We start from the raw sequence: 13,198 nt of genomic DNA on the forward strand, positions 1-13,198 counted from the left end.
TCATGACCTTATCAGGTCGAATCACTTGCCGCGCGCAATCGCGCGATAACCGATATCTTTGCGGCAGAAGCTGCCCGGCCACTGGATGCCTTCCGCCAGCTGATAGGCGCGTTGTTGCGCCTGCGCCACGGTGTCGCCCAGCGCCGTCACGCACAGAACGCGACCGCCGCTGGTGACGACGTCATCGCCCTGCAGGCGCGTGCCGGCATGGAAGACCTTACCGTCGGCGCTTTCCTGTTGCGGCAGCCCCTGGATCACCTCGCCGTTGCGATAGTCACCCGGATAACCGCCGGCCGCCAGCACCACGCCGAGCGCGGGGCGCTCGTCCCAGTCGGAGGTTTTCTCGTTCAGGCGACCTTCGGCGCCCGCCAGGCACAGTTCCACCAGATCGGAACGCAGGCGCAGCATGATCGGCTGGGTTTCCGGATCGCCGAAACGACAGTTGAATTCGATCACCTTCGGCTGGCCGTCGGCGGCGATCATCAGGCCGGCGTAAAGGAAGCCGACGTAGGTGTTGCCTTCCGCCGCCATGCCGCGCACCGTCGGCCAGATCACCTGGTCCATGGCGCGCCGGTGGATTTCGTCGGTCACTACCGGTGCGGGAGAATAGGCGCCCATGCCGCCGGTGTTCGGGCCGGTGTCGCCGTCGCCGACGCGCTTGTGGTCCTGGCTGGTGGCCATCGGCACCACGTTCTCGCCGTCGACCATCACGATGAAGCTGGCCTCTTCACCGTCAAGGAACTCTTCCACCACGATGCGATGACCGGCGTCGCCGAAGGCGTTGCCGGCCAACATGTCGCGCACCGCCTCTTCCGCTTCCTGCAGCGTCATCGCGACGATCACGCCTTTACCGGCCGCCAGGCCATCGGCCTTGATGACGATCGGCGCGCCTTTGCTGCGCACGTAGGCCAGCGCCGGCTCCACGTCGGTGAAGTTTTCATATTCGGCGGTCGGGATGCGGTGGCGCGCCAGGAAATCCTTAGTGAAAGCTTTGGAGCCTTCGAGCTGCGCGGCGGCCTGCGTCGGGCCGAAGATTTTCAGACCGGCGGCCTGGAAGGCGTCGACCACGCCAATCACCAGCGGGGCTTCCGGCCCGACGATGGTCAGACCGATGTCATGGCTCTGGGCGAAAGCGACCAGGGCGGGGATATCGGTGGCGACGATCGCCACGTTCTCCAGATTGGCTTCCAGCGCGGTACCGGCATTGCCCGGCGCAACGTAGACTTTATCCGCCAGCGGAGACTGGGCGGCTTTCCAGGCCAGCGCGTGTTCGCGCCCGCCGTTGCCGATAATCAAAATGTTCATCAGGGGCTCCACGAATGGCGTGCGCCGGAGCGCACGCGGCAAAAGGAATTAATGGCGGAAATGACGCATGTCGGTGAAGATCATCGCGATGCCGTGTTCGTTGGCGGCGGCGATCACTTCGTCGTCGCGGATCGAGCCGCCAGGCTGGATCACGCAGGTGATGCCGACTGCAGCTGCGGCATCGATGCCGTCACGGAACGGGAAGAAGGCGTCGGAGGCCATGGCGGATCCTTTCACTTCCAGCCCTTCGTCGCTCGCTTTGATGCCGGCGATCTTGGCGGAATAAACGCGGCTCATCTGGCCGGCGCCTATGCCGATGGTCATGTTGTCACGTGCATAAACGATGGCGTTGGATTTCACGAACTTGGCCACTTTCCAGCAGAACAGCGCGTCACGCAGTTCCTGTTCGGTCGGTTGGCGCTCGGATACCACGCGCAGATCGGCGGCGGTCACCATGCCGAGATCGCGATCCTGTACCAGCAGCCCGCCGTTGACGCGCTTGAAGTCCAGCCCCGCCACGCGTTGCTGCCACTGGCCGCAGGCCAGCACGCGCACGTTCTGTTTGGCGGCCAGCAGGGAGCGCGCTTCCTGAGTGACGTTTGGCGCGATGATCACTTCCACGAACTGGCGGCTGATGATCGCCTGCGCGGTGGCGGCGTCCAGCTCGCGGTTAAAGGCGATGATGCCGCCGAAGGCGGAAGTCGGGTCGGTTTGGTAAGCGCGCTCATAGGCGGCGAGGATGTCGTCGCCGATCGCCACGCCGCAAGGGTTGGCGTGCTTGACGATCACGCAGGCCGGTTCGGCGAACTCTTTCACGCATTCCAGCGCGGCGTCGGTATCGGCGATGTTGTTATAGGAGAGTGCTTTGCCCTGCAACTGCTCGGCGGTCGCGACGGACGCTTCCTTTACCTCTTCTTCTATATAGAAGGCGGCTTGCTGGTGGCTGTTCTCACCGTAACGCATATCCTGCTTCTTGATGTAGTTGAGGTTCAGGGTACGAGGGAAGCGGCCGGACGGCTGTTCGGTCTCGCCGTGGTACGCCGGCACCAGCGCGCCGAAGTAGTTGGCGATCATGCTGTCGTAGGCGGCGGTGTGTTCGAAGGCCTTGATGGCGAGATCGAAGCGGGTGGCATAGCGCAGCGAGCCGTCGTTGTTGTCCATCTCGGTAATGATGGCGGCGTAGTCGCTGCTCTTCACCACGATGGCGACGTCTTTATGGTTCTTGGCGGCGGAGCGCACCATGGTCGGGCCGCCGATATCGATATTTTCGACCGCGTCTTCCAGCGAGCAATCCGGGCGCGCTACGGTTTGGGCGAACGGGTACAGATTGACGACCACCATGTCGATCGGCTGGATGTCATGCTTATTCATGACCGCGTCATCCTGGCCGCGGCGGCCGAGGATACCGCCGTGAACTTTCGGGTGCAGGGTCTTAACTCGTCCGTCCATCATCTCCGGGAAGCCGGTGTAGTCGGAAACTTCGGTAACGGGCAGACCGGCGTCTGCCAGCAGGCGGGCGGTGCCGCCGGTGGAGAGCAGTTCAACGCCGCGCTGGGAAAGCGCTTCGGCGAATTCAACGATACCGGCTTTGTCAGACACGCTGAGCAGAGCCCGGCGGATTGGACGAGGTTGTTGCATGGTTTTATCCCTTGGCTTTGAGTCGCAATTAAAGAGCGTTACGTGAATGTCCACCTCGTTCTCTCTATAAAGCGCGGTTTTCTGCCTTATAAAGGGAGGGACAGGCACAAATTCAGGTAACGCCCCCGTAAAAAGGGGGATCGTTTCGTCGCGGGGAATTGTAGCGAAAACGTTTGCGTGGCGCTCGTAAATTTTCCGTACAAATCGCATCTGTGGATAACACTGTGTGCAAGTGGGTATAAAGCGGGGTTTTGCTGTGGAATGCAGCTAACGATCGTTTTTGCTGAAAATACCTGTTGCGGCCTGCGAGGAACTCCCTATAATGCGCCTCCATCGACACGGAACATGTGAACAACTTCACAGAGTCTCCGGGGGTCGCAGAGAAAAAATCCTGAAAATTAGGGTTGACTCTGAAAGAGGAAAGCGTAATATACGCCACCTCGAGTTAGCAAGCGAAAGCGCCTAACTCACTGCTCTTTAACAATTTATCAGACAATCTGTGTGGGCACTCCACAAGACGATATCCAGCATCTTCGGATGCAAAAAAATATCAAGTCTTGAAGAGTGACTAACTGAAGTAAAATTCATGCAGTAAATCTTTGAGCATCGCTTCTCGAGTGGAAGCAAATCAAGCTTTTAATTGAAGAGTTTGATCATGGCTCAGATTGAACGCTGGCGGCAGGCTTAACACATGCAAGTCGAGCGGTAGCACAGGGGAGCTTGCTCCCTGGGTGACGAGCGGCGGACGGGTGAGTAATGTCTGGGAAACTGCCTGATGGAGGGGGATAACTACTGGAAACGGTAGCTAATACCGCATAACGTCGCAAGACCAAAGAGGGGGACCTTCGGGCCTCTTGCCATCAGATGTGCCCAGATGGGATTAGCTAGTAGGTGGGGTAATGGCTCACCTAGGCGACGATCCCTAGCTGGTCTGAGAGGATGACCAGCCACACTGGAACTGAGACACGGTCCAGACTCCTACGGGAGGCAGCAGTGGGGAATATTGCACAATGGGCGCAAGCCTGATGCAGCCATGCCGCGTGTGTGAAGAAGGCCTTCGGGTTGTAAAGCACTTTCAGCGAGGAGGAAGGTGGTGAGCCTAATACGCTCATCAATTGACGTTACTCGCAGAAGAAGCACCGGCTAACTCCGTGCCAGCAGCCGCGGTAATACGGAGGGTGCAAGCGTTAATCGGAATTACTGGGCGTAAAGCGCACGCAGGCGGTTTGTTAAGTCAGATGTGAAATCCCCGGGCTCAACCTGGGAACTGCATTTGAAACTGGCAAGCTAGAGTCTCGTAGAGGGGGGTAGAATTCCAGGTGTAGCGGTGAAATGCGTAGAGATCTGGAGGAATACCGGTGGCGAAGGCGGCCCCCTGGACGAAGACTGACGCTCAGGTGCGAAAGCGTGGGGAGCAAACAGGATTAGATACCCTGGTAGTCCACGCTGTAAACGATGTCGATTTGGAGGTTGTGCCCTTGAGGCGTGGCTTCCGGAGCTAACGCGTTAAATCGACCGCCTGGGGAGTACGGCCGCAAGGTTAAAACTCAAATGAATTGACGGGGGCCCGCACAAGCGGTGGAGCATGTGGTTTAATTCGATGCAACGCGAAGAACCTTACCTACTCTTGACATCCAGAGAACTTAGCAGAGATGCTTTGGTGCCTTCGGGAACTCTGAGACAGGTGCTGCATGGCTGTCGTCAGCTCGTGTTGTGAAATGTTGGGTTAAGTCCCGCAACGAGCGCAACCCTTATCCTTTGTTGCCAGCGGTTCGGCCGGGAACTCAAAGGAGACTGCCAGTGATAAACTGGAGGAAGGTGGGGATGACGTCAAGTCATCATGGCCCTTACGAGTAGGGCTACACACGTGCTACAATGGCGTATACAAAGAGAAGCGACCTCGCGAGAGCAAGCGGACCTCATAAAGTACGTCGTAGTCCGGATTGGAGTCTGCAACTCGACTCCATGAAGTCGGAATCGCTAGTAATCGTAGATCAGAATGCTACGGTGAATACGTTCCCGGGCCTTGTACACACCGCCCGTCACACCATGGGAGTGGGTTGCAAAAGAAGTAGGTAGCTTAACCTTCGGGAGGGCGCTTACCACTTTGTGATTCATGACTGGGGTGAAGTCGTAACAAGGTAACCGTAGGGGAACCTGCGGTTGGATCACCTCCTTACCTAAAGATATTAGTTCGAGTGGCGTGCTCACACAGATTGTCTGATAGAAAGTAACGAGCAGAAATACCTTTATAGGCTTGTAGCTCAGGTGGTTAGAGCGCACCCCTGATAAGGGTGAGGTCGGTGGTTCAAGTCCACTCAGGCCTACCACTTCTTGTAAGTGGAAAAGGTACTGCACGTGACTGTATGGGGCTATAGCTCAGCTGGGAGAGCGCCTGCCTTGCACGCAGGAGGTCAGCGGTTCGATCCCGCTTAGCTCCACCATATAGTCCGGTATTGAATACTTCAGAGTATATTGGCGACAGTATGCTGCGAAGTATTTTGCTCTTTAACAATCTGGAACAAGCTGAAAATTGAAACATGACGGCTGAAATTTATCCCTCCGTAGATGTATTGGGATGAAGAGTAACCTGTCATAGAGTCTCTCAAATGTTTGCAGCGCGAACGATGGAAACATCTTCGGGTTGTGAGGTTAAGTGACTAAGCGTACACGGTGGATGCCTAGGCAGTCAGAGGCGATGAAGGGCGTGCTAATCTGCGAAAAGCGTCGGTAAGGTGATATGAACCGTTATAACCGGCGATACCCGAATGGGGAAACCCAGTGTGTTTCGACACACTATCATGTCATGAATACATAGTGGCATGAGGCGAACCGGGGGAACTGAAACATCTAAGTACCCCGAGGAAAAGAAATCAACCGAGATTCCCCCAGTAGCGGCGAGCGAACGGGGAGGAGCCCAGAACCTGAATCGGCTTGTGTGTTAGTGGAAGCGTCTGGAAAGTCGCGCAGTAAAGGGTGATAGCCCCGTACACTAAAATGCACAGGTCGTGAGTTCGATGAGTAGGGCGGGACACGTGACATCCTGTCTGAATATGGGGGGACCATCCTCCAAGGCTAAATACTCCTGACTGACCGATAGTGAACCAGTACCGTGAGGGAAAGGCGAAAAGAACCCCGGCGAGGGGAGTGAAATAGAACCTGAAACCGTGTACGTACAAGCAGTGGGAGCACCTTCGTGGTGTGACTGCGTACCTTTTGTATAATGGGTCAGCGACTTATATTTTGTAGCAAGGTTAACCGTATAGGGGAGCCGTAGGGAAACCGAGTCTTAACTGGGCGAATAGTTGCAAGGTATAGACCCGAAACCCGGTGATCTAGCCATGGGCAGGTTGAAGGTTGGGTAACACTAACTGGAGGACCGAACCGACTAATGTTGAAAAATTAGCGGATGACTTGTGGCTGGGGGTGAAAGGCCAATCAAACCGGGAGATAGCTGGTTCTCCCCGAAAGCTATTTAGGTAGCGCCTCGTGAACTCATCTTCGGGGGTAGAGCACTGTTTCGGCTAGGGGGCCATCCCGGCTTACCAAACCGATGCAAACTCCGAATACCGAAGAATGTTATCACGGGAGACACACGGCGGGTGCTAACGTCCGTCGTGAAGAGGGAAACAACCCAGACCGCCAGCTAAGGTCCCAAAGTCATGGTTAAGTGGGAAACGATGTGGGAAGGCATAGACAGCCAGGATGTTGGCTTAGAAGCAGCCATCATTTAAAGAAAGCGTAATAGCTCACTGGTCGAGTCGGCCTGCGCGGAAGATGTAACGGGGCTAAACCATGCACCGAAGCTGCGGCAGCGACGCTTAGGCGTTGTTGGGTAGGGGAGCGTTCTGTAAGCCGTTGAAGGTGGCCTGTGAGGGTTGCTGGAGGTATCAGAAGTGCGAATGCTGACATAAGTAACGATAAAGCGGGTGAAAAGCCCGCTCGCCGGAAGACCAAGGGTTCCTGTCCAACGTTAATCGGGGCAGGGTGAGTCGACCCCTAAGGCGAGGCTGAAAAGCGTAGTCGATGGGAAACAGGTTAATATTCCTGTACTTGGTGTTACTGCGAAGGGGGGACGGAGAAGGCTAGGCTAGCCGGGCGACGGTTGTCCCGGTTTAAGCGTGTAGGGGGTGTGACCTGGTAAATCCGGTTGCATGCTAACCCTGAGGCGTGATGACGATGCACTACGGTGCAGAAGTAGTTGATGCCCTGCTTCCAGGAAAATCCTCTAAGCTCCAGGTAACATTAAATCGTACCCCAAACCGACACAGGTGGTCAGGTAGAGAATACCAAGGCGCTTGAGAGAACTCGGGTGAAGGAACTAGGCAAAATGGTGCCGTAACTTCGGGAGAAGGCACGCTGGCATGTAGGTGAAGTCCCTTGCGGATGGAGCTGAAGCCAGTCGAAGATACCAGCTGGCTGCAACTGTTTAATAAAAACACAGCACTGTGCAAACACGAAAGTGGACGTATACGGTGTGACGCCTGCCCGGTGCTGGAAGGTTAATTGATGGGGTCAGCCGCAAGGCGAAGCTCTTGATCGAAGCCCCAGTAAACGGCGGCCGTAACTATAACGGTCCTAAGGTAGCGAAATTCCTTGTCGGGTAAGTTCCGACCTGCACGAATGGCGTAATGATGGCCAGGCTGTCTCCACCCGAGACTCAGTGAAATTGAACTCGCTGTGAAGATGCAGTGTACCCGCGGCAAGACGGAAAGACCCCGTGAACCTTTACTATAGCTTGACACTGAACATTGAGCCTTGATGTGTAGGATAGGTGGGAGGCTTTGAAGCGTGGACGCCAGTCTGCGTGGAGCCATCCTTGAAATACCACCCTTTAATGTTTGATGTTCTAACTCGGCCCCATAATCTGGGGTGAGGACAGTGTCTGGTGGGTAGTTTGACTGGGGCGGTCTCCTCCCAAAGAGTAACGGAGGAGCACGAAGGTTAGCTAATCACGGTCGGACATCGTGAGGTTAGTGCAAAGGCATAAGCTAGCTTGACTGCGAGAGTGACGGCTCGAGCAGGTACGAAAGTAGGTCTTAGTGATCCGGTGGTTCTGAATGGAAGGGCCATCGCTCAACGGATAAAAGGTACTCCGGGGATAACAGGCTGATACCGCCCAAGAGTTCATATCGACGGCGGTGTTTGGCACCTCGATGTCGGCTCATCACATCCTGGGGCTGAAGTAGGTCCCAAGGGTATGGCTGTTCGCCATTTAAAGTGGTACGCGAGCTGGGTTTAGAACGTCGTGAGACAGTTCGGTCCCTATCTGCCGTGGGCGTTGGAAGATTGAGAGGGGTTGCTCCTAGTACGAGAGGACCGGAGTGAACGCACCACTGGTGTTCGGGTTGTCATGCCAATGGCATTGCCCGGTAGCTAAGTGCGGAAAAGATAAGCGCTGAAAGCATCTAAGCGCGAAACTTGCCTCAAGATGAGTCTTCCCTGGGCCTTTAAGGTCCCTGAAGGAACGTTTAAGACTAAGACGTTGATAGGCTGGGTGTGTAAGTGCAGCGATGCATTGAGCTAACCAGTACTAATGATCCGTGAGGCTTAACCTTACAACACCGAAGGTGTTTTTAGAGAGATTTTCAGCGACGTTCCAAGATTGGTTCTGATGGCTTCACGGAAGTGAGGCGGTTGGAATGAAACAGAATTTGCCTGGCGGCAATAGCGCGGTGGTCCCACCTGACCCCATGCCGAACTCAGAAGTGAAACGCCGTAGCGCCGATGGTAGTGTGGGGTCTCCCCATGCGAGAGTAGGACACTGCCAGGCATCAAACAAAGCCGAAAGCCCTGAACTGACGTTCAGGGCTTTTTGCTGTGCGTAAAACGTAAAAAGCGCAGCTACGCTGCGCTGCTTTCCCCTCCTTATTCTCCGTCAGCGAGCCAGAGAAAAGGCCCCGAAGGGCCTTTGATTAGGGTGTGTTTGCTTTTTTCACTTATTATTCGGTCAATGCGAGCTGCCCTGAGAAATGCCCAGCCCGGTTTGCGAACGAACAAACTGCGCCCGGAAGCGTTCCCGCTCTTGCTGCCCGGCCAGCGAGCTGTCGGTGATCGAGAACAGCCAGGTGCCGACAAAGGCCACGATCATCGAGAACAGCGCCGGGTATTCGTACGGGTAAATCGGTTTCTCATGGCCGAGGATCTGCACCCAGATCGTCGGGCCGAGGATCATCAGAATCACCGCTGTCAGCAGGCCTAACCAGCCGCCAATCATCGCGCCGCGGGTCGTCAAACGCGACCAGTACATCGACAGGATGATGATAGGGAAGTTACAGCTGGCGGCGATGGAGAACGCCAGCCCGACCATAAAGGCGATATTCTGCTTCTCGAACAAAATCCCCAGGGCAATGGCGACCAGGCCTAATACCACGACGGTGATCTTGGAGACCTTCAGCTCATCGCGCTCGGTCGCCTTGCCGTTTTTAATCACGCTGGCGTACAGATCGTGGGACACGGCCGAGGCGCCGGCCAGCGTCAGGCCCGCAACCACCGCCAGAATGGTGGCGAACGCCACCGCCGAGATAAAGCCGAGGAAGAAGTTGCCGCCAACGGCATTGGCCAGATGCACCGCCGCCATGTTGGTGCCGCCCAGCAGCGCGCCGGTGGCGTCTTTGAACGCCGGATTGGCGCTGACCAGCAGGATGGCGCCGAAGCCGATGATAAAGGTCAGAATATAGAAGTAACCGATAAAGCCGGTGGCGTAGAACACGCTCTTGCGCGCTTCCTTGGCGTCACTCACGGTGAAGAAACGCATCAAGATGTGCGGCAGACCGGCGGTGCCGAACATCAGCGCCAGGCCAAGCGACAGCGCGGAAATCGGATCGGACACCAGCCCGCCGGGGCTCATGATGGCGATGCCTTTCGGATGCACCTTCACCGCTTCGGCGAACAGGGTATTGAAGTCGAAGTTAACCGACTTCATCACCATCAGCGCCATAAAGCTGGCGCCGGCCAGCAGCAGCACCGCTTTGATGATCTGCACCCAGGTGGTGGCCAGCATGCCGCCGAACAGCACGTACAGCACCATCAGGATACCGACCAGGATCACCGCCACATGGTAGTTGAGCCCGAACAGCAGCTGGATCAGCTTGCCGGCGCCGACCATCTGCGCGATCAGATACAACGCCACCACCACCAACGAGCCGCAGGCCGAGAGGGTGCGGATCGGTTTCTGCTGCAGACGGTAAGAGGCGACATCGGCGAAGGTATAGCGGCCGAGATTGCGCAGGCGTTCCGCGATCAGGAACAGAATGATCGGCCAGCCGATGAGGAAGCCGATGGAGTAGATCAGGCCGTCATAGCCCGAGGTATAGACCAGTGCGGAGATGCCGAGGAACGAGGCGGCGGACATGAAGTCGCCGGCGATCGCCAGCCCGTTTTGCAGACCGGTGATGCGCCCGCCCGCGGTGTAGTAGTCCTGACGGGAACGGGTGCGTTTGGAGGCCCAATAGGTGATGTAGAGCGTGGCGCCGACAAACAGGATAAACATCACGATCGCCTGGATGTTCAGCGGCTGACGATGCACCTCGCCGCCAATGGCGTCGGCGCAGGCCAGGCCCGGCAGCAACAGCAGCGCGGCGGCGGACAATAAGCGCTTCATTGTTTCACCTCGCGCAGAATCTCTGCGGTGAGGCGATCGAATTCGCCGTTGGCGCGGAAGACATAGATCCCGGTCAAGACGAAAGAGATCACGATCAGCCCGACGCCGACCGGGATCCCGCGGGTAATGGTCGATCCGGCGGCGATCGGCGTGCCGAGCCATTGGGGATCGAAGGCGATCAACAAGATAAAGCCGACGTACAGCGCCAGCGTAATCAGCGAAAGCAGCCAGGCGAACCGGCCGCGTTTTCTCACCAGCTCTTTAAAGCGCGGGTTTTCTTCAATCCCTTGATAAATGGTGTCATTCATCAGAGTGTCTCCAGTAGGTATTGATAGAGTACGCCGCGCCAGGGCCGCTCAACGGCGCGTTATCCGAATGAGCGGCCTGAAGCGGCGTAAATTATGACGGCACTTTCATTGATTGTTTTTCTTCCAACAGCTTGTCGACTACAGCCGGATCCGCCAGCGTGGAGGTATCCCCCAGGTTGCTGGTGTCGCCGGCGGCAATTTTGCGCAGGATACGCCGCATGATCTTGCCGGAGCGCGTTTTGGGCAGCGAATCTGTCCAGTGCAGCACGTCCGGCGTGGCGATCGGCCCTATCTCTTTGCGCACCCAGTTGCGCACTTCGGCATAGAGCTCCGGCGTCGGTTCTTCGCCGTGGTTCAGCGTGATATAGGCGTAGATCGCCTGGCCTTTGATGTTATGAGGAATGCCGACCACCGCCGCTTCGGCGATTTTCGGGTGAGATACCAGCGCGGACTCGATCTCGGCGGTGCCCAAACGGTGGCCGGAGACGTTCAGCACGTCATCGACGCGGCCGGTGATCCAGTAGTAACCGTCCTCGTCGCGGCGGGCGCCGTCGCCGCTGAAATACATGCCTTTGAAGGTCGAGAAGTAGGTTTGCTCGAAGCGGTCATGATCGCCGAACAGGGTGCGCGCCTGGCCCGGCCAGGAATCGACGATCACCAGGTTGCCTTCGCAGGCGCCTTCCTGCGGCGTGCCGACATTATCAACCAGCGCCGGCTGTACGCCGAAGAAAGGCCGAGTGGCGGAACCGGCCTTCAGCTCGGTGGCGCCCGGCAGCGGGGTAATCATGAAGCCGCCGGTTTCAGTTTGCCACCAGGTGTCGACGATCGGGCATTTGGCGTTGCCTATCTTGTTGTAGTACCACTCCCAGGCTTCCGGGTTGATCGGTTCGCCGACCGAGCCCATGATGCGCAGCGAATCGCGTCGGGTGCCTTCGATCGCCTTGTCGCCTTCGGCCATCAGGGCACGAATGGCGGTCGGCGCGGTATACAGAATGTTGACCTGGTGTTTGTCGATCACCTGAGACAGACGATTGACGCCCGGATAGTTAGGTACGCCTTCGAACATCAGCGTGGTGGCGCCGCAGGCCAGCGGGCCGTACAGCAGATAGCTGTGACCGGTGACCCAGCCGACGTCGGCGGTGCACCAGTAAATGTCGCCGTCGTGATAGTCGAACACATACTTAAAGGTCATCGCGGCGTACACCAGGTAGCCGCCAGTGGTGTGCAGCACGCCTTTTGGCTTGCCGGTCGAGCCGGAGGTGTACAGGATAAACAGCGGATCTTCCGCGTTCATTTCTTCCGGCGGGCAATCGGCGGAAACGCCCTGGGTCAGCTCATGCCACCACAGATCGCGCCCTTCCTGCCAGTAACCCGGTTTGCCGGTGCGCTGGAACACCACGACGTTGGCCACGCTGACCACGCCGGGGTTTTTCAGCGCATCGTCGACGTTCTTTTTCAGCGGCACGGCGCGGCCGGCGCGCAGGCCTTCATCGGCGGTGATCACCAGTTTGGCGTTGGAGTCGATAATGCGCCCGGCGACCGCTTCCGGTGAGAAGCCGCCGAAGATCACCGAATGTACGGCGCCGATGCGGGCGCAGGCCAGCATCGCGACCGCCGCTTCCGGCACCATCGGCATATAGATAGCCACCACGTCGCCTTTTTTCACGCCGAGCTTTTTCAGCACGTTGGCGAATTGGCAGACATCATGGTGCAGCTGTTTGTAGGTCACTTTCTTGGATTGGGTCGGGTCATCGCCTTCCCAGATAATGGCGGTCTGGTCGCCGCGCTCAGCCAAATGACGGTCCAGGCAGTTGGCCGCCAGGTTCAACGTGCCGTCTTCAAACCAACGGATGCTGACGTGGCCCGGATCGAACGAGGTGTTTTTGACTTTGGTATAGGGTTTGATCCAGTCCAGGATTTTGCCATGCTCACCCCAAAAAGCTTCTGGGTCTTGAACCGACTGTTGATAATACTGTTGGTATTGTGCCGGATTAATCAGGGCGCGTTCTGCAATTGCAGAAGGAATAGCGTGTTTATGCAGTTGGCTCATAGCTTTTCTCCTTGAAGTTGTTAATGATATGTCAACTGAAGGTTAAGTATAGTTTGCTACGATTCTTTGTTTCTTTTTTGCGCGGCAGATCACGCAACAAAGATATTGATTTGTAATAGTTCTGTCGTATTTGCAGTACGTATCTATCTATTTGGCGTTTAAATCATCATAAACCCGCTTTTTTAGCCAAAAACACTTATCTAAAGAACAAAAAAGAATAAACAAAGGCGAGGGTGTTTGCCTCGCGCTTAATAAGGGGGGGAGAGACCGACATTATTTCGCGCTATAAATCTT

5 protein-coding genes, 2 tRNA genes and 3 rRNA genes are annotated in these 13,198 nt (G+C 56.7%); 5 read left to right on the forward strand and 5 right to left on the reverse strand.

Annotated features, from left to right (window positions below; translation table 11 throughout):
• Positions 1-21: 21 nt before the first annotated feature.
• Both purD and purH read right to left on the reverse strand, forming a co-directional pair.
• On the reverse strand, positions 22-1,305 hold the full coding sequence (purD, locus tag CPH57_RS22215; protein WP_096242724.1) for a phosphoribosylamine--glycine ligase: 1,284 nt from the start codon (positions 1,303-1,305) through the stop codon (positions 22-24).
• Positions 1,306-1,353: 48 nt separating this feature from the next.
• Positions 1,354-2,943 (reverse strand): bifunctional phosphoribosylaminoimidazolecarboxamide formyltransferase/IMP cyclohydrolase, encoded by a 1,590-nt coding sequence (gene purH, locus CPH57_RS22220; protein WP_096242725.1) that lies wholly within the window; start codon positions 2,941-2,943, stop codon positions 1,354-1,356.
• 637 nt (positions 2,944-3,580) lie between these two features.
• Here purH and CPH57_RS22225 point away from each other — a divergent pair.
• From CPH57_RS22225 to rrf, 5 genes are all read left to right on the forward strand, one after another.
• Positions 3,581-5,122 (forward strand): 16S ribosomal RNA (locus tag CPH57_RS22225).
• A 74-nt stretch (positions 5,123-5,196) separates the two neighbouring features.
• A tRNA-Ile gene (locus tag CPH57_RS22230) sits at positions 5,197-5,273 on the forward strand.
• Between the two features lie 38 nt (positions 5,274-5,311).
• A tRNA-Ala gene (locus tag CPH57_RS22235) sits at positions 5,312-5,387 on the forward strand.
• Positions 5,388-5,593: 206 nt separating this feature from the next.
• Positions 5,594-8,501: ribosomal RNA gene (locus CPH57_RS22240) — 23S ribosomal RNA — on the forward strand.
• 99 nt (positions 8,502-8,600) lie between these two features.
• Positions 8,601-8,716 (forward strand): 5S ribosomal RNA (rrf, locus tag CPH57_RS22245).
• The 16S, 23S and 5S rRNA genes sit together here with 2 tRNA genes alongside, the layout of an rRNA operon.
• A gap of 177 nt (positions 8,717-8,893) precedes the next feature.
• On the opposite strand, the gene actP is transcribed toward rrf, so the two are convergent.
• The 3 genes from actP to acs form a co-directional block, all read right to left on the reverse strand.
• The gene (gene actP / locus CPH57_RS22250; RefSeq protein WP_004930048.1) at positions 8,894-10,546 is read right to left on the reverse strand and encodes a cation/acetate symporter ActP; all 1,653 of its coding nucleotides are present in this window, start codon (positions 10,544-10,546) and stop codon (positions 8,894-8,896) included.
• On the reverse strand, positions 10,543-10,854 hold the full coding sequence (locus CPH57_RS22255; RefSeq protein ID WP_004930047.1) for a DUF485 domain-containing protein: 312 nt from the start codon (positions 10,852-10,854) through the stop codon (positions 10,543-10,545). The genes actP and CPH57_RS22255 overlap by 4 nt, the downstream gene beginning before the upstream one ends.
• 91 nt (positions 10,855-10,945) lie before the next feature.
• Positions 10,946-12,904, reverse strand: coding sequence for an acetate--CoA ligase (acs, locus tag CPH57_RS22260; protein WP_033641574.1), 1,959 nt, complete (start codon positions 12,902-12,904; stop codon positions 10,946-10,948).
• Between the last annotated feature and the right edge of the window lie 294 nt (positions 12,905-13,198).

The sequence above is a fragment of the Serratia sp. JKS000199 genome (assembly GCF_900215455.1).
Classification (GTDB): Bacteria; Pseudomonadota; Gammaproteobacteria; order Enterobacterales; family Enterobacteriaceae; genus Serratia; species Serratia ureilytica.